The following is a 25,379-nucleotide window of genomic DNA, read 5'->3' on the forward strand; positions in this document are numbered from 1 at the left end:
GAAATCCAAACAACGGTGGCCCCGCGACCGGGGGTGGAATTGCAAGATTTTTGCGATTCGATCGGGAAGCGGGGCCGCTTCAGTGTCCTGATGGAGTTGCCGGGCCTGCGCTCCGCGCGACCCGGTTGACCGTTGCCCTAGGCACGACCCGGAAAATCGTTAGAATCTTCCAGGTCCCCTCAAGACGCACATCTGTTTCGACCGATTCATCCCCTGGTCGAATTGAGGGAAACCCGAGAGACGGCGATCATGCCCGAGGGGCGTGGGGCGTCCTGCTCCATTTCCCGAACGGCCGATTGCCTGCGGGCGGCGGACCGAAGGACCGCGAGGCCGCTCGTCGCCGGTAATGGCTCGTAGCGGTCTGAACCGCGAAGACCCGGCCGATCGGGTCACTCCCTTCGTCCCATGGCGCGAATCACAAGGACGGTCTGGCCATGCGATTGACCCGATTCGGTAACCGGTACGTGCGAGCGGCAGTGGCCGCGGCATGGTTGGCCCTGGCCGGTTGCCAAAGGATCCCCTACATCGACCAGACGAAGCAGGTCCCGCACGACCCGATTTCCGCCGTGGCCGATGAAGACAACGCCGTTCAGCAGGCGGCCTTTTTCAGTGACCTCCCCGTACAGCTCCCCGACATCGTGCCGCCGCGCACGCCGGACAACGCCGAGGCCATGGAACCGTGGCCGATGACCCTGGAGGAGGCCATCCAGCTCGGGATGGACAACTCGGAGGTCATCCGCGTCATCTCGCTCGGTGCCCAGGGGATCCCGGTCGAGGGGTTCGCCCCGACGCCGTTGAACACCCAGGCCGGGGCGGCGCTCGGCGCCGGGACCCTGGCGACGATCTACGACCCGGCGATCCAGGAGACGCAGATCGCCCGGGCGTTGTCGGTGTTCGATGGCCAGCTTACCACCCGGTTCTTCTACGAGAGCCGGGACTTCCTGGTCAACAACTCCATTCAGGCCGGTTTCTTCGACGCGGAGACGAACGTCCTGGCCCTCGTCCGACAGCGGGGGGCGCCGCAGGGGGTTCCCAGCTTCGAGGCCGCCCTGTCGAAGCGGACCGCCACGGGTGCCACGTTCCGGGTGGCGAACCAGGTCGACTACACCTACGGCAACTCGCCGATCCAGACCTACCCGTCGGCCTACGGGGCCCGGACCACCCTGCAATTCAGCCAGCCGTTGCTGGGCGGATCGGACCAGACCGGGCCGAGCGGCCTGGAAGCCAACCGGGCGCCGATCGTCATCGAACGCCTGAACGCCGACGCCTCGGTCTGGCGGTTCAAGGCCGAGGTGATGGCGATGGTCCGCTCGGTCGAGCAGCAGTACTGGGCCCTCTCGCAGCAGCAGGTGCAGTACTGGAGCCGCCAGCAGGCGGTCCGGCTCGGCGAGGCGATCTACGAGCGGGAAGTGGTGAAGCGAGAGGTCGGCACCGGGTCTGAGCCGGACGTGGCCGAGGCCGAGGAACAGCTCCGCCAGTTCCAGCTCGAACTGGTGCAGGCGACCGCCGACCTGATCACCACCGAGCGTCAGTTCCGCGAGCTGCTCGGCCTGCCGCCGTACGACGGCCGCCGGATCGTGCCCGTGACCGACTGGACGACCGCCCGGGTGCAGCCGGACTGGGAGAGCAGCCTGGCGCAACTGGTCAGCTACCAGCCGGACATCGTGCAGCAGCAGCTCCTGGTCCGGGTGGCCGAGCTGCAATTGCTGCTCGCCCGCAACCAGCTCTTGCCCTCCTTGAACCTGGACATGCTCTACCAGTTCAACGGCCTGGGCGAGGACCTGGACGAGGCGTTCGCGGTGATGACCGGGCGCTCGGTGCTGGCGATCGACCCGATCATCGCCCAGCAGCAGGCGGCGGCGGGGGTGAATCCCGCCCCGTCCTTCCACAACAACTTCCAGACCTGGCAGGTCGGCCTGACCTTCTCGATGCCGATCGGCTTCCGGAGGCCGCTGGCCGACACGAGGCGGGCCCAGTATGCCCTGCTCCGCCAGCGGTCCTTCCTGCAGCAGACGGTCCACCAGTCGGTGCACGCCCTGGCGCGGTTCTTCGTCGAGGTGGACGCGAACTACAAGCTCTTGAAGTACGCCGGGCAGCTCCGCGAGGCGGCCGAGCGTCGCCTGAAGGCCCAGGAGGCGTTCTTCGAGGCCGGGACGATCAACATCGACCGCTACCTCGACGCCGTCAACCGCTGGTCGAACGCCGTGGCGATCGAGGCCCGGTACAAGACGAGCTACAACACGGCGATCGCCGCGCTGGAAGAGGCCAAGGGGACCCTGCTCGCTTATAACAACATCGCCGTGGCCGAAGGGCCGCAGCCGCCGAAGGCGTATGTGCAGGCGATCGACCAGCAGAAGGCCCACCGGCGCATCCCGATCGAGCCGGACGGCCCGGTCGCGCCGAAGCCGGTCGTCAGCCCGCCGGTCCAGGATCCCCTGCCGCCGATGTCGACCCCCGGCTCGACGGCCCCGGAGCCGAGCCCGTTCTTCCCGGCCCCGTACGGCAGCTTCGGCCCGCCCGCCATGCCGGTCGGCCCGACGACGCCGGTGGGCGACCCGGTCCCGCTCTCGTCGACCCCACCCGGCCGGGATGCCGGATCGGGCGTGACGGCGGAGCCGACCCCGAACCTGGCGTCGGGGGCCGCCCCCGCCCCGGCTCGAACCCCGACCTCCGCCGCGCCTTCGACTCCCGGGCGGTTGGATCCGGCCGTGAGCCGGGCGTCGGGGGTCTTGACCCCGGCCAGCCGATCGGTCCCGATCTCCGAGACCGGCCCGGCGACGAAGCCTGCCTCGCTCCCTCCCCTCCCCTCGCGATCACTCCCGGCGGACACCACGGGCTTACCCCCGTTGCCGCCGAGCGAGTCGATCCCCGAGACCTCGCCGATCGACCTGCCACCCCTGCCCCCGGGCGGGTGATCGGCGGCAAGCCGTCCTTCCTCTCCTCTCCTCATTCTTGCTCCCCCCGCGGGGGCGGACCTGTCGTGGCGGGTCCGCCCCCGTGTCTATTGTTCCTGGCGAGCGCGAGGCGACGGGCAAGGCGGGCGACGGGGCGGCACGCCGGGCGGGTCGAGGGCGAGAGCCGATCGATGCGCGCCTCGGGCCTAGATTCAAGAATTGTTGACCCGGGGCCGTCGTCCGACGACAATAAGCGGCCGGCGACTCCGAGACGAGTCGGCCGGGTGACCGAGACGCCGTCACCGGTGTCACGCCCGTCGGATTCCCCCTTTTCCATCCTGAAATCGAGGAGGCACTGGCAATGCACGGAACCTGCGACGGCAGCCGGAGGCGGTTCCTGAAGACCAGCGCGGCGACGGGAGCGGCCCTGGCCTCGGCCCCGGCCCTGCGAGGGTTCGGCCAGGACGCGGCGGCGGCCGACGAGCCGAAGGTGCCGCTGGTGACCCTTGGCAAGACCGGGCAGAAGGTGACGAAGCTGGGGATGGGGACGAGCTGGTCCGTCTCGCCGAGCTTCGTGCAGGCGGCCCTGCTCTCGGGGGTCCGCTTCATCGACACCTCCGAGTCGTACGAGAACACGAGGACCGAGCAGGTCCTCGGCCAGGTCCTCGAACGCACCGGCTTGCGGAAGGACACGTACCTCGTCACCAAGACGACCCGCTACCGAGGGGTCCCCGACCAGGCCGCCGTCTTCCCGAGCGAGCTGGAGAAGAGCCTCGAACGCCTGCGGACCGACTACGTCGATGCCTACTACATCCACGGCATCGCCGGGCAGGACATCGGCATGCTCTCGGACCCGAACGTCAAGGCGACCTTCGAGAAGCTGAAGGCGGCCGGCAAGATCCGATTCGCGGGCCTGTCGTGCCACGACGCCATGCTGCCCGAGATCCTGGAGAAGGCGGCCGAGGTCGGCTGGATCGACCAGGTGATGATCCAGTACAGCTTCCGCGCCGTCGACCACGACAAGCTGCAGCGGGCGATCGACAAGGCGTCGAAGGCCAATATCGGCCTCGTCGCCATGAAGACCCAGCGCGGGGCCGACGCGGTCGTCGACGCGATCGACAACGACGGCCAACTCTTCGCGATCGACCAGACGATGAAGCGGCTCCGCGAGGCGGGGATCAAGAAGGAGGTCGCCGCGGTCAAGTCGGTCTGGTACGACGACCGGATGCAGGTGGTCGTCTCCGAGATGACCAACTTCAGCGACCTGCGCGAGAACGTCGCGGCCAGCCGGGAGCCGTTGACGATCGAGGAGGCCCGCCTGCTCGAAGAGCACCGGCAGAAAACCGCGCACCTGTATTGCCACGGCTGCGGGCACCTGTGCGAGACGGCCGCGAAGGGGGTCCCGGTGGCCACCGTCCTGCGGTATCTCCGCTACTACGCCGCCTATGGCAAGCGGTCCGAGGCCCGGGCGCTCTATCAGGCCCTGCCGGCCGAGGCGCGCGACCTGGCGAAGGCCGACCTGGCCGCCGCCGAACGGGCCTGCCCGCGCGGCCTGCCGGTGGCGAACCTCGTCCAACTGGCCAATACGCACCTGAGCTGAATCGCCGGAGCGTCGGACCTGGGGATGCCGGGGTGCAAACCTTGCGCTTCGGCGTCCCCGAAGGACGGCCCGGCGGTTGCAGGCAGGGCTTCCCGCCCGACGCGAGCCGATCGGACGGACGGCGTGCGAGGCGCATCGAGACACCCTTGCTGGAGGATGGGACGATGAAACGGAGAACGCTCATCGGCGGGCTGGCCGCCGGGCTGGCGACCGGGCTCGGGGGTCGGGCGATCGGGGCTCGGCCGTTGCGGTCGGAGGAGGCCGGCGAGATCCCGAAGCGGACCTTCGGCAAGACCGGGGCCGAGCTGACCGTCATCGGCCTGGCCAGCGGCCGGTTCCCGGTGATCGGCAACGACGACGAGGCGATCGCCTTGACGCGACGGGCCGTCGAGCTGGGGATCAACTACTTCGACACGGCCCACAGCTACTGGGACGGCCATTCGGAGGAGATCTTCGGTGAGGTCCTGCCCGCCTGCCGCGACCGGGTCTTCCTGACCACCAAGTCCACCGACCGGACGAAGCAAGGGGCCGCGGCCGAGCTTGATCTCTCGCTGAAACGCCTGAAGACGGATTATGTCGACCTCTGGCAGGTCCACGGCATCCAGGACGAGGCGGACGTCGAGAAGGTCTTCGCCCCCGGCGGGGCGATCGAGGCGTTCGAGGCGGCCAAGGAGGCGGGCAAGTGCCGCTTCATCGGCTTCACCGGCCACGCCAACCCCGCGGCGCACCTGGCGATGCTCCGGGCCTTCGACCGCTGGGACACGATCCTGATGCCCCTGCACGCGGCCGACCCGCACTATTTGAGCTTCGAGCGGCAGGTGCTCCCCCTGGCCGTCGAGCAAGGGCTGGGCATCCAGGGGATGAAGAACTTCGCCAATGCGAAGCTGCTGCAACAGTTCAGCGTGCGCGACTGCCTGAGCTACGTCCTCAATCTGCCGATCCACTGCACGGCCGTCGGCTGCACGACGATCGGCCAGCTCGAGGACGACGTCCGGATCGCGCAATCGCTGGAAGAACTCGGCGACGAGCAGATGGCGACCTTGCGATCCCGGGCCGAGGGACTCAAGGGGCCTCGTCTCGAGGACTGGAAGGACGACGTCGGGCCGAAGGTCGGGCACCTCCCGCCCCGGCCACGCTACACGGGCTCCTGATCGCGGTCCCCGCTGGGGACGCGACGGTTTACGACTTGGCACCGGCCCCCTCACCCGGCCTGGCGGCCACCCACTCCCCGCTCGCGGGGAGAGGGTTGGGGTGAGGGGTCCTTGCGTTCGGAGCCAAGCATCGCGTCTTGCCTCAGCCTCCCTCACCCGGGCTTCGGCCCCCACTTCCCCAGGAGGGGGCGAGGGTTGGGGAGGCGGGGCGTGCTCGAGTGACGGGTCGAGACGTGAGTCAGCGATCGTCCGAAGGGTCGGGCGACGCGGAGCGTTGCCAGGGAACCTGGCCGGCCCGCTGGAGGTGCATCATGAGCGCCCGAGAGAGGAGCTGGGCCTTCGAGGACTCCTGCTCGATCATGTTGCGTGTTTCTTGAGGATCCTGCTCGAGGTTATAGAGCTGGAACGGCTCGAAGGGGTGGTTCTGGACGAGCTTCCACGGCCCGTGTCGGATGGCGTAGTAGTCCTGACCGAGGTAGCGAGGGCCACCTTCGCGGCGGACGAAGACGAGGGCGCGATTGTCCTCGGGCATCGATCGGCCGAGGAATAACGGGACGAGGGACCGGCCGGCGGTCGCCTCGGGGATCGTCGCGCCGGCCAGCTCGCAGACGGTCGGGAACAGGTCCATCGTCAGGGTGACGCGATCGGTCGAGGACCCGGCGGCGATCTGGCCGGGCCAGCGGGCGGCCATCGGGATCCGGATGCCGCCCTCGTAGAGGTCCCCCTTCCCCCCGCGATACGGGCCGCAGCGGGCGCCGACGTCGAGCTGGCCGCCGTTGTCGCTGGCGAAGACGACGAGGGTGGATTCGGCCTGGCCGTTGGCGTCGAGCGCCCGGAGGACGCGGCCGATGCCGTCGTCCATGTGCTCGATCAGGGCGACGAGCCGGGCCCGGCCCTCGTCGATGCCCGGCTCGCGGCGGCGGACGCGGTCGACCCAGTCCTCGGGGGGCTGGATCGGCGTGTGGGGGGCGTTGTAGGCGAGGTAGAGGAAGAACGGGGCCGCCTGATCCTTGCGGGAGTCGAGGTAGTCGATCGCCCAGTCGGAGAAGAGGTCGGTGGCGTGGCCTTCGGGGTCGATCTCGGCGTCGCCGAGGCGCATGTAATTGATGTCGTGGCGGCGATGGGTGTAATAGTCGTCCATCATGTCGCCGAGGAAGCCGTGGACGTGGTCGAACCCGCGCTCGCCGGGCGTGTTCGGCGATTCGAGCCCGAGGTGCCACTTGCCGACGATCGCGGTGTGATAGCCGGCCTCGCCGAGCAGTTCGGGCAGGAGCGGCACGTCGGGATCGAGATAGCCCCAATTGTTGAACCTGTGCGTCCGGATGACGCCGGGGACGCCGACGACGTCCGGCGTCCGGCCCGAGAGCAGGGCCGCGCGCGTCGGCGAGCAGACCGGGCAGTTGGCGTAGGCATTGGAGAACCGGAGGCCGGAGGCGGCAAGGGCGTCGATGTTCGGCGTCTGGAGATCCGGGGCGCCGAAGCTGGAGAGGTCGCCGAAGCCCAGGTCATCGACGAGGATGATCAGGACGTTCGGCCGTTCCATGGCTTCTCGTGCTCGGACCCCCGATCGGCCGAAGAGGGCCAGCACGGCAAGACCGAGGATACCGAGACCGATCAGCAATCGGCGGCGAGATCGCATGGGGGGTTCTCCGGTCTTCGGGCGAGTCGGATCGACCGATCGCGACCCCGACGAGGACAGCCAGCACCACCGGCCGGCTGTCTCTCGTCCGGTCGAGAATAAAATGCTCAGCCGCGCAGGGCGGCCAGGACGCGATCGTGCAGGGGGCCGTTGGTGGCGACGACGCCGCGGTTGCTGGCCAGGGTCGGGCCGAGGGTGAAGTCGAGCGGCTTGCCGTCGATGTCGGTCACGGTCCCCCCGGCCTCGGTCACGATCAGGGCGCCGGCGGCGTGGTCCCAGATCTTTTCCTGATAATCGGCCCGGGTCGGCAGGCGGAGGTAGACGTCGGCCACGCCGGAGGCGACCGTGGCGTACTTGGCCTGGCTGTCGAGCCGGACCGGGGGCTCGGTCACTCCCAGGCGGGCGGCCACCACGGCCGATTCGTTGTGAGCGCTGTGGCCCGATTCGACCGATTCACAGAGGCGGGCGCGCGAGGGATCGGTGCGGTCGGAGGCCCGGATCGCCCGCTCCTGGTCGGAGCCGTCGAGCGGGAGCATGACGGCCCCCGAGCCCCGGACGGCCAGGAAGACGGCGCCGACCGGGCCGACCGCCGACCGCGAGTGTTCCAGGTTCGGGCAGGCCAGGGCGGCGACCTCGATCCGGCCGTCGACGATCAGGGCCAGGGCGATGGCGTACTGTTCCCCCCGGAGGAACCCCTTGGTGCCGTCGATCGGGTCGAGGGTCCAGAAGCGGCCGGCGAAGCGGTCGAGGTTGCCGTGGTCGATCCAGGAGAGGACCGTCTCGGCGTCGGTGCCGGGCCGGAGGGCGGCCACCTCGGCCGCGACGCGGTCCCGGACGGCGGCGCGGTCGGGCGACCGCAGCTCGGCGGCGTCCTCCTCGGCCATGACCGGGTCGCCGGGGAAGGCCGCCTTGAGGGTCGCGCAGATGAGGGCCTGGCTGCCGAAGTCGGCGACGGTGACGGGGCTCTTGTCCCCCTTGGCGACCGGGTCGGGGCCGTGCGAGCCCCGGACGGCCCGGCAGAGCCGGGCGGCTTCCTGGACGGCCTGGGCGGCGACGGCCCGTTCGAGTGCGAAAGGATGGCTCACGACGCGAAGGATCCTCGGGGAAAGGGCGGGAGCACGGCGAGAGGGCCGGGGGACGCCCGGCCACGTCGCCTAGGCTAGTCGTTCCCGCCCCGGGGGACAAGCTGGGCCTCTCGCCGGGCGGGGCATCATCGCTCGGCGTGTTCGAGGCTTTACCCTCATGCGTGAAGACCGGACAATAACCCCGTCTCGCCCGGCGATGCTGAAGCGTCGGTGCCGGTTGCCTCGCGGAGCAGAACGTTGAGCGATCCGATTGAGTGGCGGAACTCCTGGCTGTCCCGGTCGTCCGAGGTTCTGTCCGGCAACGGCTCGGTCGCCCCGGGCCGCCTGCTGGTCGCGGTCCAGGAGGGGACCCGGCTCCGCAGGATGCTCCACGAGCTGGCCACCGACCCGATCCATCCCCGAGATCCCGAGGTCGATGAGCTGCTGGAACGGCTCCGCGACACCACGACGGATCGGCTGGCGGAGCTGCAGCGGGCCAACCCCGGGGCGATCGCGAAGCTCTCGGCGCAGATCGCGAAATGGCTCCGGGCCGAGCAGGGGTATCTGACGGAGCTGCTCACCCGGCCCGACCTGGAGCCGATCCGACGCGCGGCGCTGCTCGACCGATTCCGGAGGGACCTGACCTGGAAGTCGGAGCTGATCGCCCTGGTCGACGGCAACGTGCCGGTGCATCCGGCCGTCTCGGCGGGCATCGAGCTGGATCGCCTGCAGGAGCAGCTCCACGCCGAGGGGACGCCCGCGCTCGGGCCGGATCGCCGGGCGCTCGAGCACAGGGCGAGTCGGCTCCGGCTGTCGCTGCTCGATCGCCGTGTCTCCCAGTTGCTCGACGGGGCGGTCCCGGAGGGGACGCCCGAGGAACTCTGGTCGAGGCGATTCCTGCTCTCGCGCCTCCAGGCCGAGGTCGAGGGGCTCCCGGACGCGATCCCCGCCCCGCGGGCACCGGGTGGCACCGAAGACGAGGTCGCGAGCGTCCCCGGGCCGAGGCGGCACGTCGCCGCCCTGATCGGGCGTCGCGACGCCCTGGCCGACGCGGCGGCCGGCCAGCTCCGCCAGCTCGCCTCGGAGGCCCGGTCCGCGGCCTGGGACGAGCTGCTGACGGACGCCCGGGAGGAGGCGAACGAGATCCTCTCGATGCTGGAGGAGGTCGGTACGGCGCAGGGGGTCCGCCTGCTGAACCTTTCTCGGGACGACATGCTCCGGCTGCGCGACGATTGCCTCGCCTCGGGGGGTGACGGGGCCGCGGAGGGGCTGGATCGGCCGACCGTCGGCCATCTGCGGCGGGTGGCCCGACGCTTCGGCCGGATGGCCCGGACCGCCCGCAACGAGTGGCAGGAGAAAGACCTCTCGGCCCGGATGCAGGCGAAATTCGGGCCCGGGTTCCCGAAGCGGCTCGACGCGGTGATCCTGGTCCTGATCCTGGTGCTCACCGTGCTCCTGGTCGTGGAGACGGCGATCGACCAGACGGGGCGGATGACGGACCGGCTGGAAGCCTTCTTCGCCTACACCGACCTGGCGATCTGCGTGGTGTTCCTCTCCGAGTTCGCGTTGAAGATCTCGCTGGCGACGGGGAAGCTGCGGTACCTGGCCCGGCATTTCGTGATCGACCTCTTGCCGTCGATCCCGTTCGGGTTCTTCACCCATGCCCTGACCGTCTCGCACCAGATCGCCAACATCCAGTTCTTGCGGGTGCTCCGGGTCCCTCGGCTGCTGCGGTTCCTCCGGGTGATGCGGCCGCTGATCCGGTTCGTGAGGCTGGTGATCTTCGCCCTGCGGTTCACCGATCGGCTGGTCCGGCGCTATGCCCGGCTGTTCAACCGCAACATCATCCTGTTCGAGCTGAAGCCGGAGATCAGCGAGGACTCGCGCAACCATCACCTGCTCCACGTGATCCGCCGCCATTACGAGCGCAGGGCCCCGGAGCACCTCGGCACGCTGGGCGAGGCCGATCGGCTCGCCCTGGCCGACGCGGCGATCGAGGACCTGGAGGCCCGGGTGGCCGAGATCCCGACCGCCGACTGGTCGGAACGGGTGCAGGACCAGTCGCGCGACATCCCGATCGAGGAGGTGGTCGAGCGCTTGATCGAGCTGACCCCCGAGGAATTGATCGAGCAGATGGGGCAGGGCTTCGTCAACTCGGTCGACCACTACCTGCAGCTGGTCGACCTGCCGGTGATCCGACGCCTGCCGATCATCCGGCCGGTCCTCGAGCACCGCAAGCAGGGCCCGGCCGAGGCCGCCGCCCTGGCGGCCAACTACCTCGGCCATTTGATGCAGCGCACGCTCGACGTGATCTATTACGTGGCCGACCTGCAGGCGACGGTCTCCCCCCCGCTCTTCCTCGACAAGCTGGGGCGGACGATCATCTCGGCCACGAGGCGGCCGGCCTTCCGCCTCCTGACCTTCGGCGTGACCTTCTCGGCCCTCTATGCGCTGGTCTACCTGCTGGTCCCGAGCGGGAGCGGGGCGGTCGAGGCCGCGGAGGCATCTCCCCAGGAGGTCGGCGTGCTGCACGGCTTCGGCCTGCGGCTGCGCGCCATGCTCGGATGGTTCGCGGACAAGCTCGGGCTGCCGGTCATCGTCATCGGCGTCATCTGCTTCGTGCTGATGCAGGTGGGCGGCTGGTTCCGCAAGATCGCCAACCAGGCGGCCGAGTTCTGCGAGCGGGTCGTCGAGGCGCAGTTCGCGGCGCAGACGAAGCTGCTCAAGCGGCAGCTGAAGGAACGCGACCAGCGGTTCCTGAACGAGCGGGTGATCCTGCCCGAGGTCCGGCTGCGGACCTCGGACGACGTGCCCGAGACGCGGGAGCCGGCCTTGCCCGGCGGCTCGGATTTCGAGCGGGCGCAGGAGCACTGGACGCTGGAAGGGCAGATGCAGGAGATGGGCTTGAAGTCCTCGGAGACGGACTTCTTCTCGACCTTGAAGCTGCTCTATCAGGATTACCTGGACGGCTCGCCGTTCCACCGGAACGACACGAAGGCCTCGACCCAGCTGCTCGGCAACCTCGCGTTGAGGAACCTGAGCCTGAGCAACCTGCCCTACTTCCTCAGGGGGCGTCGCCGGCTCGACCGGCTCGACATGAGCCGGGCGGCGGCGAGCCTGCTCGGCGGGCCGTATCTCTGGTTCGATTACATCACGCGGATGATCGTGCAGGAGACGGCCAAGCTGCTGATCGACTACAACCGCAACGCCGTGCCGCTCGACCGGCTGGCCAGCAGCCCCGAGGGGGTCCGCAAGCGCTACCGGAAGTGGCTGTCCGCCCGCCTGCAACGGCCGGAGGGCGAGATCCCCATACCCGAGCCGAAGGGGCGGATCCCGCTGGTCGAGCGGCTCGCCCCGAGCCGGAGGCGACCGGAGGCGGACGAGTTCTTCGAGACCGTCGACTTCACGGCCGTCGATTTCCTGATCGCCGACCCGGAGCGCGACGACCTGATCCGGGCCCGTTACGGGGACGCCGTCGCCTCGCTCCTGCAGAGCGATCGGGAGCGGAATCTCCGGAACGCGTTCCGGAGCCTGCCCTTGCACCGCGCCCCGATCTCGCAGCGGACGATCAACCTGTTCCACCTCTATGAGTCGTACCTGGCGGGCGGCCGGCTGCTGATCCTGCCCTTCCGGCTGGTCTGGTGGGGATTCCGAGGGGTCGGGTACATGGCCGTCCGGATCGTGAAGGTGATCCGGGAGATCCTCAACCCGACGGTCACGACCGCCCCGGACGAGCCGGGCGAGTCGTACCAGGCGGCCGTCCGGAAGATCCACCGGATGCGCAAGCCGGCGTTCCTGGAGGCGCTCTGGATGCGGGCGCGGTTCGACATCGAGTACCTCGGCCTGCCGCTGCCGCAGGTGCCCATCAGCGTCGGCAGCGATTCCCTAATGGAAATCGACCTCGACTTCATCGGGGCCTCGCGTCACGAGCGGGTGATGGCCGAGCGGTTCCGCAACCGGCAACGCGACCGGGTCGAGTGGCTCAACCAGCTCCTGGCCGAGTTCGACTGGGACTTCGAGCAGCTGCTCCTGGTGCTCGAACGGGACCTGCCGCACCTGACCGACCGGCGCGGCGAGGTGATCCGGGCCCTCGTCACCGCCTGGGTGGCCGACCACGACGACGTGGCGACGCTCGGCCTCTCGGTGGTGGCGATGCGGAAGGTCGTGGCGCATGCCGCCGACCCCGAGGCCGACCCCCGGCAGCTCCCCGAAGGGCTCCCCGAGCCCCCCGACTTCGGCGACCCGCTCTGGCACCGGATCCAGGACGTCCGGCGGCCGTGGGACGACCTGCTCGAATTGCCGAGCTTCCCCACATACGACGACGAGCAACGGCCGCGGATCGCACGCTATCTGCGACGCCACCGGCGGGCGCTCCGCGGCTGGGTCCGGGTGATCCGGGGCCAGGGAGGCCCCGACCCGATCGAGACGCTCCGGACCCGATTCACCGAGGTGATGCTCCGGACCGACCTCTGGAGCGACCAGATCCTCACGCTCCGCGCCGTGCAGACGCTCACGATGCTCGACGTGCAGCACTACACCGAGCTGGTCTGGAACCTGGGCGGCTACGACCGGCTCTCGCCGGTCTCCCAGGTGGTCGACCTGCCGTTCGCCGAGACGGAACCGCTGGAAGAAGCGACGGCGCGATAGGGCGGCTCCCGTCGGCCCGTCGATTCCCGCGATCGGGGGACGGGGCGAGGGAGTTCGGATCGGGGGACGGGGCCCCCCCTGCAGGTATCTTGCAGGAAGGGGCGCCGTGCAGACCCGGACGATCACCCCGAACGGGCAACGAACAGCTCGGGGCGGGGGGACGGGCCTCAGCCTCAGCCGCGGTCGCCGATCGGCGAGACGGAGCGTTGCGGGGCGCCGACGTATCGGGCCCGAGGCCGCATCAGGCGGTTGCTGTCGAGCTGCTCGATGACGTGGGCCGCCCAGCCGGCGACGCGGGCCATGGCGAAGATGGGGGTGTAGATCGGCACCTCGATCTTCAGGTAGTGGTACAACCGGGCGCTCGGCCAGTCGACGTTCGGGGGCAGGCCCTTCTGCCCGGTGACGGCCTGCTCGATCGGCTCGGCGGTGCGTTCCCAGCGGTCGTCGCCGAGCTCCTGGGCGACGAGCTGGCAGTGGCGCTTGAGGATCACGGCGCGGGGGTCGCCGGTCTTGTAGACGCGGTGCCCGAAGCCCATGATCCGCTCCTTGCGGGCCAGGGCGTCCTTGATCCACTGCTCGGCCTTCTCGGGGGCGCCGACCCGTTCGAGGACCTCCCACGACCGCTCGTTGGCGCCGCCGTGCAGGGCCCCCTTCAGCGTGCCGACGGCCGAGACGATGGCCGAGTGGATGTCGGAGAGGGTCGAGGCGGTGACGCGGGCGGCGAAGGTCGAGGCGTTCAGCTCGTGCTCGGCGTAGAGCGTCAAGGAGAGGTCGAAGGCGTCGGTCTCGGCGGCGCTCGGCTCGGTCCCGTTGAGCATGTAGAGGAAGTTGGCCGCGTGGCTCAGGTCGGATCGCGGGGCGATCGGCTCCTGCCCGCGGGCGATCCGGGCGGCGGCGGCCACGGCCGTGGCCATCTGGGCGATCAGGCGCTCGGCCTTGCGGACGTTGGCGTCGTGATCCTTCGGGTCGGCGTTCACGTCGTCGTCGTAGTGGGCCAGCACGCTGACGCCGGTCCGAAGGGTGTCCATCGGGTGGACGGTCTTCGGCACCGCCCGGAACAGCGAGACGAGCGAGTCGGGAATCGACCGGGAGGCCCGGAGCCGACCGTTGAACTCGTCGAGCTGCGACTGGGTTGGCAAGTCGCCGTGGAGCAGCAGGAAGGCCGCCTCCTCGTACGACACCTTCTCGGCGAGATCCTCGATCGCATATCCCCGATACGCCAGGCCGCCCTGGCCTTCCGTTCCTTGCATGTCGGCGATGGCCGTCTCGTTGGAGACCACACCTTCAAGACCGGGGAAGAAATTGTCCTCCGACGCGCTACTCATCTCGGCTCGGCTCCAGGAAATTCCGACTCGAAATGCTCCGGGCCTCAACGGCCGGGAGGACGACGGCCAAGGGCGACCACCCTCGGACGGGCCCGGGCATGAGGCAATCGGATGCCTCGCGGACCGAAACCGGCCACTCCGCGATCCGAAGTCGATCGGCCGCTCGGCCGATCTCGGGGCGCCTGGCACGATGCTCGCTCAGTCGATGCGAGTCCGGGGATGGTCGTGGCTGTCGAGCCATTCAGGCACCAGTTTATGCGCAACGGGACCCTTCCGCCAGCGAAACCCGCCGGGAACCGTCGGATCGTCGCCGTCGGGAGGCGTTCGGGACCCGAAACCACGCCCCGAATCAACGAAAAAAAACCGGGGGGCAGGCGACGCGAGAATCACGCCGCCAGGCCCCCCGGATCGTTACGGTCCCGACAAGTCCTCACCCCCGAGGTGAGTTGCTCACGCCTTCCGCCCAAAACGCGCAAGCGACTTGACGGGAACCGTTCGCTCGCTGGTTCGTGTCGCCCGTCCTCGGGCACAGCTTCGTTTTAGTCGTTCAATTGCGTCTGAAAAGGGTGTCAGCTCGATTTTCGGGGAATTTCTTTCGACACGACCGGGGGCCGGGGCCGAGCATGGGGCGCAAACCCAGAGCGGAGGGGGGCTTTCGGCCGACCCTCGGTCGCCCGGGGAGGGGCGACTCGGATCGATCAGGCGGGGCGGTCAGGTGTCGACGGATCCAGATCCGAATCCGAATCGGTCGCCTCGTGGTGTTCGAGCAGCATGACCAGGTCTTCGAGTTCCGCCGGGCCGAGCGCATCGACCCGGGCGGCCAGCGCGTGGACGAGGGCGAAGAAGCGTCGGAGGGCGGCGATGCGCTTCAGGTATCGCGGGGCCAGTTCGGGGTCCTCGGAGACCTGGTCGACGGCCCGATCGAGGACGACCAGGGTCGGGTCGAGTTCCCTCCGCTTGCGTTCCAGGAGGATCCGGCGGAAGAGGGTCCAGATGTCCGTCTCGGCCCGGAAGTACTCGCGCCGCTCCCCCTGGCGGTGGACCTTGTGGACGACCCCCCAGGCGATCAGCTCGCGGAGGTTCATGCTCACGTTGCCCCGAGAGACCTTCAAGCGGTGCCTCAGGCCGTCGGCCGTCCAGTCGGTCCCGGTGATGTAGAGCAAGGCGAACAGTTCCCCCATCGTGGGATTGATGCCCCAGGAGCGGGCCATCATCCCCCAGTGCTCGACGAACTGGCGGATCACCGCCGCCTCGGCCGGGGTCTCCTGGGGGAGTTCCGGGTCGCTGGTCGCGTGTGGATCGAGGGACTCCGCCATTGCTCAAACACCGTCCTGTCGTCGCGATGGGCAGGGTGACCGAGTGCCCGGGAATCCGAACGATCATGTGTCCATCCAGGCACGGCGCATCGCGCGGCATGATGCGGGCACCCAGGGACGCAACACCGGAACTGATCGACCGATCGGGAAAATCGAGGTTAGAAGATACTAGGCGAGAACGCAAATCAGAGGTTAGAATAGATGACATTCTCCCATCCTGGCTTGCCTCAGCCGCCGGCCTGTTCGGACTGGCCCTGTCGAGTGCCGCTCGCATTGTCCCTGAGGCGAGTCTCCCCCCCGTTTTACGGTCACTGATCCAAGGAGGCATATCGATGCCAGAGACAGTGGTTCACTTTCAGATCCGGATGCCACCAGCGCTGCACGAGCAATTGGCGAGCTGGGCCAAGGAAGACAAGGCATCGCTGAACGCACTGATCGTCGGCCTCCTGGAGAAGGCGGTTGAGCAGCACAGCAAGGGCGGTTCGAAGGAAAAGAACCTCTCCAGCTGATCGCCCGTTCGCATCGCTTCCATCGTCCCTCGTCTGTCCCGCAACACGACCGCGACCGCGATGGAAGCGATCGGGAACCGCGATCCCCCCCGGATCGGAGGACCCGGGCCACTGCCCCCTTGATTCAAGGTCCCTGATCCGGTATCCTTCCCCTTGTCGATTCCCCGATAGCTCAATCGGTAGAGCGAGCGGCTGTTAACCGCTAGGTTCAAGGTTCGAGTCCTTGTCGGGGAGCTTCTCCCCAACGATCGATCAGTTCCGGACGTTCCACAAAGACCCGCCTTTCGGCGGGTTTTTTCATGGGGTCTTCGTGCGGTGGTCGGGCCCCTTGCCCGGCCGACCTGCAGGCGCTCTCAGGATGAGTCCGGCGCCGATGGCCCGGATGCGCAGGACGACGATGGGCGATCCGAGCGGGGACGGCCGGCCCCCCTTCATGCAGGATTCGGTCGGGATCGGGCCGTACGTCGTAGAACGTCGATCGCGAGTCGAGCGGAGGGGGGGCGTTCGCCTGATCGGGAGCGGCTCGGGCCTCCGGGGCGAGAGGCCCGAGCCTTCGAGGCCGGTGTCCTGGTCTGCGGGAGAGTCAAGTGGGGGGCTCCGGCGGGGAGAGGCAGGGGCACCGGCCCCGATCGGGTCGGGGTCAGAAGGTGTCGGCGCTGATGACTTCACCGCCGGCGGGGCTGCCGATCGCCCGCCAGGTCATGACGTTGACCGTGTCCTTGACGAACCGGACGCTGCCGTCGCCGAGCAGGGTGTTGACGCCGCCGGGGTGCCGGCTCCGGGAGGCATTGAAGGCCGGCTGGCCCCCGGTGCACGGGGGCACCCCGCCGACGAGGCCGAAGCTGCACCAGGGGCGGCCGTTCGCGTCGCCCCCCATCCAGTCGGGGATCTGGGAGTTGGGGGGCGTGTAGGTGTTGAACATGGTGCAGTTCAGGTCGTCGTTGAAGATGTCGCCGCGGTGGTCGTAGGCCCCGCCGGCGGCGTTGGTGCCCATGATCACCTCGCCGATGAGGATGGTGTTGCTCGTGCCGTCCCGGAAATTCCGGAGGCTGGTCGAGCGGTTGCCCATGAACGGGGCCCCGGTGAAGGTCAGGTTGACGGCCCCGACCGGCATGCCCTGGATCCCGAGCGGGCCGGTGTTCCAGGGGTTCAGGCCGGTGGGGTCGGTCGGCCGCTCGTCCTGCCAGAAGTGGGTGTTGCCCCAGTTGGCGGCGAAGCTGCCCTTGCCGCGCGGGTAGGGCGTGTCGGGCTCCTGGATGCTCGGCGTGTCGCTCGGGCACTGGAACATGGCCAGGGGCGTCCGGATGACCGTCGTGTTCTCGGCGAAGTAGAAGGGCAGGTCGAAGTTGATCGCCCCGAAGAGGTTCGTCTGCTCCATGTAGGGCAGGATGCTGAAGGCCCAGGTCCGCCGCTGCGGCACGCCGGTCACGGCCGGCGGATAGGTGTAACCCACCCCCATCCGGCCGATCGGGAACGACCCCATGGTGTCGTGGTAATTGTGCAGCGCGATGCCCATCTGCTTGAAATTGTTCACGCACTGGGCCCGACGGGCCGCCTCGCGGGCCGACTGCACGGCCGGCAGCAGCAGCGCGATGAGCACACCGATGATGGCGATGACGACCAGCAATTCGATCAGCGTGAATGCTCGACGGATCTTGATTCGTCGCATGGATTCCCCCTGGCTCGGGTCCGGGCGGCGCGCACCCTCGAACGCCCCCTTCGGGCGAAGGGTCGCGCCCAACCGCTCATCCATCGACCACGACCCCCTGAAAGAATATCAGGATGCTGAGATGTGATCGACCTCTCCGATTGGAATGTGACCACCCGACCGGGTCAAGAAAAAAACGGAAAAAGGGCGCTATAAAAAGGTTGGAAAAGCGGCGCCCCCGGGACGGAACTCCTTGGGAGAGATGAATTAAGCGGCGGAATCGCCCTCCGGGCGGAGGCGAGGGGGAATCCGCGGATCGCCCCCCTCGCCCCGGTCTTGGGAAGTAGACGGCCGGGCAACCGGAGCGCGACGGCCCGGCCGCGAGGGGCGATCGCTTGAGCACACAAGTGCCATTGCATGCAGCCGGGCGGTCGTCCCGACGGGAGTCGATGACGATCAGTAGTTTCCCCCTTCGGCGGCGGTCGGCGGGCCGGGGTCGACCTGGCCCGGCTCGACGGCGGGGGGAGGAGTCTCGTCGTCGATGGTCGGCGCGTCGCCGCCGCAGCCGACGATCGAGCCGAAGGACAGCAGGGCGACGCACAGGGTGCCGGCGCGAATGATTGATCGCATGGCGATCCTTTCACCTGGGTTTCAGGGCGGGGGCGGCCCGATCGGTCGGTCGAGGGCGGGGCGGGGCCCCGGGATCGGCGAAGGACCCTCGCCCGACCCCCCGGGCGGCCTTCGCGCCGATCCGGTTCCTAGTAGAAAGGGCCGAGATGAGCAACACAAGGCATGACCAGCCCCGGACGCGTCACGACTTTGAACGTGAGGATGTCTCGATTGGCTGCGCGAGGTCGTCGCCGGGCTCGGCGGTCGGGGCGATCGGGCCGCGGCCCGGGCCGTGCCGCCAGCGGTGGGCCAGGCTGAGGCACGCCGGGAGGAGGATGATGTTGCCGATCGTGCTGCCGACGGTGGCGATGGCCACCATCAGGCCGAAGGTGGCGAACGGCACGAACTCGCTGAACCAGAGGACCGTGAAGCCGAGCGCGACGGCGAGGCTCGACAGCAGCACCCCCGGCCCGGTGACGGAGTAGCTGGCGAACAGCGCGTCCTCGAACGACGCCGAGCGCCTCCGCTTGCGGAACTGGAGCAGGCAGTGGAACGTGTCGTCGATCGACAGGCCCAATGCCACGCTCGCCACCAGGGCGGTGGCCAGGTCGAGCTTCACCCCGAGCCACCCCATCAGGCCGAGCACCAGGCCGACGGCCAGCAAGGTGGGGACGATGGCCAGCACCGCCAGCCTCGGCCCCCGGAAGGCGAGGGTCAGCATCAGCAGGATGCCGAGCGTCGCCAGGGTCAGGGTCGTCCACTGTGTCGCGATCACCCCCCGGGTCGTCTGGGTCAGGAGGTGGGACAGCCCGGTCAAATAGGCGCGATCGTCGTACTGATTCCGGGCGAGCGACTCGGCCTGATCGAACAGGAAGATCTTCGCGGGGGCCGCCTGGCTCTCGGACAGGCGGACCATCGACCGGGCCCAGCCGGTCTCCGGATCCCAGAAGCTCCCGAGCAGCTCGGCCTGCGGCGTGGCCGCGATCAGGTCGAGCTTCGTCTCCAGGAGCCAGGCGGCCCGCCCGGGGTCGAGTCCGGCCAGGCGATTGTCCGGGTCGAGCACCGTCGCGAGCGAGGTGACGTAGGCGATCCCCTCGCTGTCGCGCGGCGGGGGGATGTCGAGGACGGCCCGGTCGAGGGCCCGAATCCGGTCGAGCGTCTCGGGGGTGATCGTGCCGTCGGTGGGCACGATCAGGCCGGCCAGGCCGATCCCCCCCAGGTTCTCCTCGATGAAGCGGTAGTCCTGCACCACCCGGGTCGAGGCGCGGAAGGCATTGATGTAGTTCGACTCGTATTGCAGGAACGGCATCCCGGCGGCCAGCGGCAGGACGACGAGCAGGGTGCCGAAGACGATCGGCGCCGGGCGTCGGTAGACCCGGGCGATCAGGCCGGTCATCGCCCCGGAGATGCGGGAGGTCGAGCCGAACCGGACCGGGATCTCCATGATCCGGAACGGCGGGATCATGGCCCCGGGGGAGATCAGGAGGGTCAGCAGGGCCGCCGCGGCCGTCGCCAACGCCAGCACGGTGCCGAACTGCCGGATCGGCATCACGTTGCTCGTGGCGAGGGCGCCGTAGCCGATGGTGGTCGTCAGGGCACACCAGAAGATCGGCTCGGAGACGATCTGCAGGGTCTCCCGGGCGGCGTCGCGGCGGTCGGCCATCCGGCGCAGGTCGTCGCGGAAGTGCAGCGCCAGGTGGCTGGCGGCGGGCATCGTGAGCACGATGATCTGGGCGATCATCGGCCCGCTCGACAGCGAGAGCTTCAGGCCGAGCACGGCCAGGAGGGTCGAGGTCGCCAGCCAGACCGTCCACCCGGCGATCAGGGGGACGAGCGCCCACCAGAGGCTCCGGGTGGCGATCAGGGTGACGGCCCCGATCAGGAGCATGCCGACGGTCGCCAGGCGACGGCCGTCGACCTCGATGGCCCGGAAGCCGTCGGCCAGCAGGACCGGGGGCCCGACGACGGCCGGGTCGCGGTCGAGGTCGTGCCGATCGGCGAAGTCGTCGGCGATGGCCCGGATCGCCTCGACGGTCTGCTTCACGTCGTGCTCGCCGGCCGACTTCAGGCGGGTCATCAGGGCCGTGTACGTCCCGGATGCGTCGACGAGCGTGCCGAGGAGCAACGGATGAGCGGTGATCCGCCCCTTCAGTTCGGCCAGGGCTTCGGGCTGGTCGGCCGTCGATCGCAGGGCCCCGGCGATGGTCGGGGTGGCCCACTGGCCCCCCCCTTCCCCCGAGATCCCGCGCTTGATGAGGTCGAGGACCTCGGCCCGGCTGGGCAGGAACAGGCGTTTCTTCTCGGGGATTTTTTCCAGGGCGAGCAAGGCGTCGTCGAGCTGCCAGAACAACGGCATCGTGTCGAGCGACTGGACCGACACCACCCCCTCGATCTCGGCCGATCGGACCTCTTCGGCCAGCTCGGCCACCCGGGCGATGCCGCCGGGCGAGAGCAACTCGGGGTCGTGATAGGCGATGAAGACGAACTGGTCGTTGCCGAACTGGGACGACGCCCGGCGATAGGCCACCACGTTCGGATCGTCCGCGGCGAAGAAGGACTCGATCGACTGGTCGTAGGTGATTTCCTTGCCGAAAAACCAGAGCACGATCAGCGCCAGGGTCGTTGCGGCAAACAGGACGATTCGAGCCCGGAGCAGCAGGGCAATCACGGGGGGCGGTCCTTGGCGAAAGGGGTCGAGGCAGCGTCAGCGACAGCGTCGCGAGGGGGGACGGCCGGCCGCGATGGCCGCGACCGCGTTCCCCCCGGATCGTTATAGGCTGCCTCACCGCCTCGCGTCGAGTCGGACCGCGTCCGAAGAGGAGGACAGGAGGGGGCGGGGGCGTCTCGGGCCGCCCAGGGGAATGGCGATCCCGAAGGCGGCGGAAGGTGGGTTATCGAGGGAGGAAATCACCGCGATCGAGGACGCCGACCGGGACCTGAATGGCCGGATCGGTGAACGGGACGGCCCCTCCGGTCCGTTCGTGCGGGGGGAGGTCCTGCTCGGCCTCGGTCAGCGGGATCGTCATGCCGATGAACTCGGTGCCGCCGCGGAGCGAGCCGGACTGGAACGGGCCGAGGCCGCCGATGTGCACGTTCTTGTCGTCCGAGGTCCCCAGCACGGTCCCCGAATTCCAGACGAGCTGGCCGCTGGCGCGGTCGTAGGCGAACAGGGCGAGCTTGGTGACCGCCTGCTGGTCGCTCTTCTTGATGAGCGGGATCTCCGGGACGTTGCCGGCCGGGATGCCCGGGATGGTCATCGGCACGTTCATCTGCGGCACGCCGATGAGCAACTGCGAGTCATCGGTGCCGTAGGCCCCGGTTCGGGCCTCGACGACCCACTGGGCGTCTTCCTTCGTCTCGCGGAGCAAGACCCCCTGGGAGAGTAACGCCTGGCGGAGGCTGGAGGTCACCCACCCCTTGTCCACGGCCTCGACGTGGGTCGTGTCGAGGAAGACGGGCACCCCGATCAGGGGGCGGAAGTCGACCTGACGCAGGGCCTGGTCCCAGGAGTTGGTCAGCAGGAGCTGCTCGGTCCCGGTCCGGGCGGTGTTCGTCATCCGGGTACTGCCGCAGCCCACGGCCAGGGGCAGGACGAGTCCGGAGAGGGCCAGGATCACCCTGGCCGATCGCCGGGCTGCCGTCGCTTCCGTGCACATCGGGGGGACACTCCTCAAAGGTCCTGAAGCCTTCAGCACGCCGGGGCTTCCGGATCCGGGGGCGGAAGGTACCGCAAGACGCCCGGCCGGTCAACGCCGATCCGGGGTGTCCGGATCGGCGCGACCGGCCGGGCGTCTTCGAGGGGCACGGGGGCGGGGGGTTCTGCCTCCCGCCCCGGGCCGAGGGATCAGTTGTCGCTGTTGCCCTCGCCCTCACCGTCGCCATCGCCATCCGGCTCGGTCGCCTTCAGGACGATGAATCGGCCGGCGGCGTCGGCCGGCTGGACATAAACGGCCAGGCTGTCCGAGTCGTCGAGCATGGCCTGGAAGTCGTCGAGGCTGGTCACGTCCTGGGGCTTGCGGTCCTTGATGACCTTGGTGATCAGGTCGCCCGCCTCGATCCCCTGCGCGGCGGCCGGCGAGTCGGGGGCGACGTTGCGGACGAGGACGCCCTGGGTGCCGGCGTCGTAGCCGAACTGCTCGGCCAGGTCGGCCGAGAGATCCTGGAGCTCCAGGCCGAACCGGTTCAGCTCGACCCCCGGGGTTTCCCGAGGGCCTCCCCGGCTCGGGGCCCGCGACAGGCCGGCGATCTCGACCTCTTCCGAAGGGGCCAGGTTGATGACGGCCGTCTGCTCCTGGCCCTCGCGGATGTAGGTCAGCTCGTGCCCCTGGGAGAGCGAGCTGGTCGAGACCTCCAGGCGGAAGCCGGGGACGCTGCGGACGTCTCGCCCCTTGAAGCCGACGATCACGTCGCCGGGCCGCAAGCCGGCCTTGTCCGCCGGGCTGCCGGGGACGATCTCGTTGACGAGGATGCCGTCGAGGTCCGGGTCGATGCCGAACGAATCGGCCAGCTCGGGGGTCAACGCAGAGATGGCCACGCCGAGGCGGGCCCGCTGCACCTTGCCTTCTTCGATCAGGGCATCGGCGACGTAGGACGCCAGCTTGATCGGGATGGCGAAGCCGACACCCGCATTGGCCCGGCTTCGCGTGGCGATCGCCGAGTTGATGCCGATGACCCGGCCTTCGATGTCGACCAGGGGGCCGCCGGAGTTGCCCGGGTTGATCGCCGCGTCGGTCTGGATGAAATCCTCATACCCCTCCCTCGGGTCGAGGATGCCGACCGCCTGCCGGTTCGTCGCCGAGATGATCCCGGCCGTCACCGTCTGGCTCAGTCCGAAGGGGGAGCCGATCGCCAGGACCCACTGGCCGACGTGCAGATCCTCGCTCGTGCCGATCTGCGCGGGGCGCGGCTCGTTCCGGAGCTCGGCCGGATTGACCTTGATCACGGCCACGTCGGTCGCCGGGTCGAGCCCGACGATGGTCGCCTGCGCGCTGCTGCCGTCGGAGAAGCTGACGAGGATGTCACCCTCCCCTGCCCCCTCGACCACGTGATTGTTGGTCAGGATGTGCCCCTGGTCGTCGTAGATGAAGCCCGAGCCGGTGCCTTCGATCGGCATCTGCTGGGGTTCGAACCGGAAGAAGTCCTCGGGGATCCCGGGGCCGCCTTCCGGGAAGAAGCGGCGGAACCGCTCCATGAATTCTTCCATCTCCTCGGGCGTCATCTCCCGAGGGCCGCCCTCTCCCCGGGGCGGGCGGCCGTTGTTCCCCTCGCGGCGCATCTGGGGGACGCGCTGCACGCTGATCTGCACCACCGAGGGGCTGACGAAGTCGGCCACCGACTCGAAGGCCCTCGACAGTTTCTTGGCCTCTTCCAGCCCTTCCTGCGGCATCTGAGGGCCGGCGGGGACGGTGCGCGACCAGTTCTGCGACCCGATCAGGGCGACGGTCGAAACGACCAGTGCCGCCCAGGCGACTGTGTTCCGCTTCATACGCTGAGTTCTCCTGAATGATCGAATGCTGGCGATCGGCCTCGTTGACCCCGATCCAATCCGGACCTTCGGGATCGAGCGGCACGGTCGGTGTCAGACCTCGTTTCACGCCGAAAACCAGACCCCGGCACTGGACGGGCCTTCATGACGCCAGTTCTCATTGGTTACGATCGTCGATCCAGGAAGGTTTGATCGGCAATCGATTTCGAGAAACGGGACTCCGAGGGATTCATCCCCTGGCCTCCACTTCCTCATACTTATAGGAAGATCGGCTCGATGAGCAATGTGGAAGGAACCTCGGAACGATGTTCGATCCCCGGGAGCGACCCTTCGGTGATGGTTGACCCTCGCAACGGCCTTCCTGAGGAATTCGTCGCCCACGCCGCCACCCGTCAAACGACCCCCGAGGCCGCCCGTCGCCTCCTGGCGGCGATCATCGGGCACGGGGAACACGACCCGATCGCCTGGAACCGGCGGTTCCAGCTCCCCCGCCGCCTGTTCGAGGGCTGGCCTCCGCTGCCTCGGTTGACCCGGGAACGGATCGAGACGTCCCCGGCCGATGGTTTCCAGAAAATCCTGTTCCGAACCCACGACCAACTCGCCGTCGAGACGGTCCTGATCCCCCTGCACAAGCCGGGGGCGGTCAGCATCTGCCTCTCGTCCCAGGTCGGCTGCCCGATGGCCTGCGCCTTCTGCGCCACCGCCCGCATGGAGCGCCGCCGCAACCTGGCGACCTGGGAGATGATCGACCAGTGGGTCCAGGCCCGCGACCTGGCGCGATCGCAAGGCCGCCGCGTCACCGGCACCGTGTTCATGGGCATGGGAGAACCGTTCCTCAATTACGACCGGGTCATGGCCGCCGCCGACCTGCTGCGCTGCCCCTTCGGCGGTTCCCTCTCGGCCAAGGCGATGACGGTGAGCACGGTCGGCCTCGTCCCCGAGATCGACCGCTTCACGGCCGAGCGGCGCACGATGCGGCTCTCGATCAGCATCGGGGCGGCCATCGACGAAAAACGCCAGATGCTCGTCCCGGTCGCCGCCCGGACCCCCGTCGCCGAGGTCATGGCCGCCGCCCGACGCCATGCCGAGGCCCGCAAGGGACGGGTCATGATCTCCTACGTCTGCATCTCCGGCGTCAACGTCGGCGAGGAGGACGCCGAGGCCCTTGCGCAGGTCGTGGGCGATACCCCGATCCGGCTCGACCTGATCGACGTGACCGACCCGACCGGCCGCTTCCGGCCCCCCTCCCCCGAGGAGCTTTCCCGATTCCGGGACGCCCTCACCCGGCACCTCGGCCAGCCGGTCGTGCGCCGCTATTCCGGGGGGGCCGACATCCGGGCCGCGTGCGGGACGCTGGCCGGATCCTGAACATGTGCCACCCGGCTCGATCCCGGAACCGAGGGATTTCTCATTGAATCTCCCGGCCGTTTGTTCGACAATGTTACACGAATGAATCACGACCCCCACAATCGCGAGGTCGCGAGCCTCCCCC

General features: G+C 69.0%; 15 protein-coding genes and 1 tRNA gene. 7 read left to right on the top strand and 9 right to left on the bottom strand.

Going from position 1 to position 25,379, the window contains the following annotated elements:
* The first annotated feature begins 434 nt into the window (after positions 1-434).
* The 3 genes from AB1L88_RS13175 to AB1L88_RS13185 all read left to right on the top strand — a co-directional run bounded on the left by AB1L88_RS13175 (position 435) and on the right by AB1L88_RS13185 (position 5,645).
* A complete protein-coding gene (locus AB1L88_RS13175) occupies positions 435-2,915 on the top strand; it encodes a TolC family protein (RefSeq protein ID WP_367097130.1) in 2,481 nt (826 codons plus the stop codon).
* A 340-nt stretch (positions 2,916-3,255) separates the two neighbouring features.
* Positions 3,256-4,494, top strand: coding sequence for an aldo/keto reductase (locus AB1L88_RS13180; protein ID WP_367097131.1), 1,239 nt, complete (start codon positions 3,256-3,258; stop codon positions 4,492-4,494).
* A 164-nt stretch (positions 4,495-4,658) separates the two neighbouring features.
* Complete coding sequence (locus AB1L88_RS13185) at positions 4,659-5,645, top strand: aldo/keto reductase (protein WP_367097132.1); 987 nt, start codon at positions 4,659-4,661, stop codon at positions 5,643-5,645.
* Between the two features lie 238 nt (positions 5,646-5,883).
* Here the strand turns inward: AB1L88_RS13185 and AB1L88_RS13190 are convergent, their stop codons facing one another.
* Together AB1L88_RS13190 and AB1L88_RS13195 are read right to left on the bottom strand one after the other, a co-directional pair.
* Positions 5,884-7,284: a sulfatase gene (locus AB1L88_RS13190; protein WP_367097133.1), complete on the bottom strand. Its 1,401-nt coding sequence runs from the start codon at positions 7,282-7,284 to the stop codon at positions 5,884-5,886.
* Between the two features lie 107 nt (positions 7,285-7,391).
* Entirely contained in the window at positions 7,392-8,369 is a 978-nt protein-coding gene (locus tag AB1L88_RS13195) for a 3'(2'),5'-bisphosphate nucleotidase (RefSeq protein ID WP_367097134.1), read from the bottom strand.
* A gap of 237 nt (positions 8,370-8,606) precedes the next feature.
* On the opposite strand from AB1L88_RS13195, the gene AB1L88_RS13200 reads away from it, so the two are divergent.
* Positions 8,607-12,995 (top strand): ion transporter, encoded by a 4,389-nt coding sequence (locus AB1L88_RS13200; RefSeq protein WP_367097135.1) that lies wholly within the window; start codon positions 8,607-8,609, stop codon positions 12,993-12,995.
* A gap of 173 nt (positions 12,996-13,168) precedes the next feature.
* On the opposite strand, the gene AB1L88_RS13205 is transcribed toward AB1L88_RS13200, so the two are convergent.
* Positions 13,169-14,320, bottom strand: a complete 1,152-nt coding sequence (locus tag AB1L88_RS13205; protein ID WP_367097136.1) for a citrate/2-methylcitrate synthase — start codon at positions 14,318-14,320, stop codon at positions 13,169-13,171.
* Positions 14,321-15,018: 698 nt separating this feature from the next.
* Positions 15,019-15,636, bottom strand: coding sequence for a transcriptional regulator (locus AB1L88_RS13210; protein ID WP_367097137.1), 618 nt, complete (start codon positions 15,634-15,636; stop codon positions 15,019-15,021).
* 332 nt (positions 15,637-15,968) lie between these two features.
* On the opposite strand from AB1L88_RS13210, the gene AB1L88_RS13215 reads away from it, so the two are divergent.
* Together AB1L88_RS13215 and AB1L88_RS13220 are read left to right on the top strand one after the other, a co-directional pair.
* Entirely contained in the window at positions 15,969-16,145 is a 177-nt protein-coding gene (locus tag AB1L88_RS13215; protein WP_367097138.1) for a toxin-antitoxin system HicB family antitoxin, read from the top strand.
* A 161-nt stretch (positions 16,146-16,306) separates the two neighbouring features.
* Positions 16,307-16,379, top strand: a tRNA-Asn gene (locus AB1L88_RS13220).
* Between the two features lie 406 nt (positions 16,380-16,785).
* On the opposite strand, the gene AB1L88_RS13225 is transcribed toward AB1L88_RS13220, so the two are convergent.
* The 5 genes from AB1L88_RS13225 to AB1L88_RS13245 form a co-directional block, all read right to left on the bottom strand.
* Positions 16,786-17,814 (bottom strand): DUF1559 domain-containing protein, encoded by a 1,029-nt coding sequence (locus tag AB1L88_RS13225; RefSeq protein WP_367097139.1) that lies wholly within the window; start codon positions 17,812-17,814, stop codon positions 16,786-16,788.
* Between the two features lie 435 nt (positions 17,815-18,249).
* Positions 18,250-18,423 carry a hypothetical protein gene (locus tag AB1L88_RS13230; protein WP_367097140.1) on the bottom strand — a complete coding sequence of 58 codons (174 nt, stop codon included), beginning with the start codon at positions 18,421-18,423 and terminating at the stop codon, positions 18,250-18,252.
* A gap of 181 nt (positions 18,424-18,604) precedes the next feature.
* On the bottom strand, positions 18,605-21,070 hold the full coding sequence (locus AB1L88_RS13235; RefSeq protein WP_367097141.1) for an MMPL family transporter: 2,466 nt from the start codon (positions 21,068-21,070) through the stop codon (positions 18,605-18,607).
* A gap of 223 nt (positions 21,071-21,293) precedes the next feature.
* Positions 21,294-22,058: a DUF6655 family protein gene (locus AB1L88_RS13240; protein ID WP_367097142.1), complete on the bottom strand. Its 765-nt coding sequence runs from the start codon at positions 22,056-22,058 to the stop codon at positions 21,294-21,296.
* A 188-nt stretch (positions 22,059-22,246) separates the two neighbouring features.
* Positions 22,247-23,887 carry a trypsin-like peptidase domain-containing protein gene (locus tag AB1L88_RS13245; RefSeq protein WP_367097143.1) on the bottom strand — a complete coding sequence of 547 codons (1,641 nt, stop codon included), beginning with the start codon at positions 23,885-23,887 and terminating at the stop codon, positions 22,247-22,249.
* A gap of 336 nt (positions 23,888-24,223) precedes the next feature.
* On the opposite strand from AB1L88_RS13245, the gene AB1L88_RS13250 reads away from it, so the two are divergent.
* Complete coding sequence (locus tag AB1L88_RS13250; RefSeq protein ID WP_367097192.1) at positions 24,224-25,255, top strand: radical SAM protein; 1,032 nt, start codon at positions 24,224-24,226, stop codon at positions 25,253-25,255.
* The last annotated feature ends 124 nt before the right edge of the window (positions 25,256-25,379 follow it).

The organism is Tautonia sp. JC769, assembly GCF_040717455.1.
Taxonomy (GTDB): domain Bacteria; phylum Planctomycetota; class Planctomycetia; order Isosphaerales; family Isosphaeraceae; genus Tautonia.

Coding starts and splice junctions, on each gene's coding strand:
- AB1L88_RS13175 (WP_367097130.1), top strand. CDS start 435: ATGCGATTGACCCGATTCGGTAACCGGTACGTGCGAGCGGCAGTGGCC.
- AB1L88_RS13180 (WP_367097131.1), top strand. CDS start 3,256: ATGCACGGAACCTGCGACGGCAGCCGGAGGCGGTTCCTGAAGACCAGC.
- AB1L88_RS13185 (WP_367097132.1), top strand. CDS start 4,659: ATGAAACGGAGAACGCTCATCGGCGGGCTGGCCGCCGGGCTGGCGACC.
- AB1L88_RS13190 (WP_367097133.1), bottom strand. CDS start 7,284: ATGCGATCTCGCCGCCGATTGCTGATCGGTCTCGGTATCCTCGGTCTT.
- AB1L88_RS13205 (WP_367097136.1), bottom strand. CDS start 14,320: ATGAGTAGCGCGTCGGAGGACAATTTCTTCCCCGGTCTTGAAGGTGTG.
- AB1L88_RS13210 (WP_367097137.1), bottom strand. CDS start 15,636: ATGGCGGAGTCCCTCGATCCACACGCGACCAGCGACCCGGAACTCCCC.
- AB1L88_RS13215 (WP_367097138.1), top strand. CDS start 15,969: ATGCCAGAGACAGTGGTTCACTTTCAGATCCGGATGCCACCAGCGCTG.
- AB1L88_RS13225 (WP_367097139.1), bottom strand. CDS start 17,814: ATGCGACGAATCAAGATCCGTCGAGCATTCACGCTGATCGAATTGCTG.
- AB1L88_RS13230 (WP_367097140.1), bottom strand. CDS start 18,423: ATGCGATCAATCATTCGCGCCGGCACCCTGTGCGTCGCCCTGCTGTCC.
- AB1L88_RS13240 (WP_367097142.1), bottom strand. CDS start 22,058: ATGTGCACGGAAGCGACGGCAGCCCGGCGATCGGCCAGGGTGATCCTG.
- AB1L88_RS13245 (WP_367097143.1), bottom strand. CDS start 23,887: ATGAAGCGGAACACAGTCGCCTGGGCGGCACTGGTCGTTTCGACCGTC.
- AB1L88_RS13250 (WP_367097192.1), top strand. CDS start 24,224: ATGGTTGACCCTCGCAACGGCCTTCCTGAGGAATTCGTCGCCCACGCC.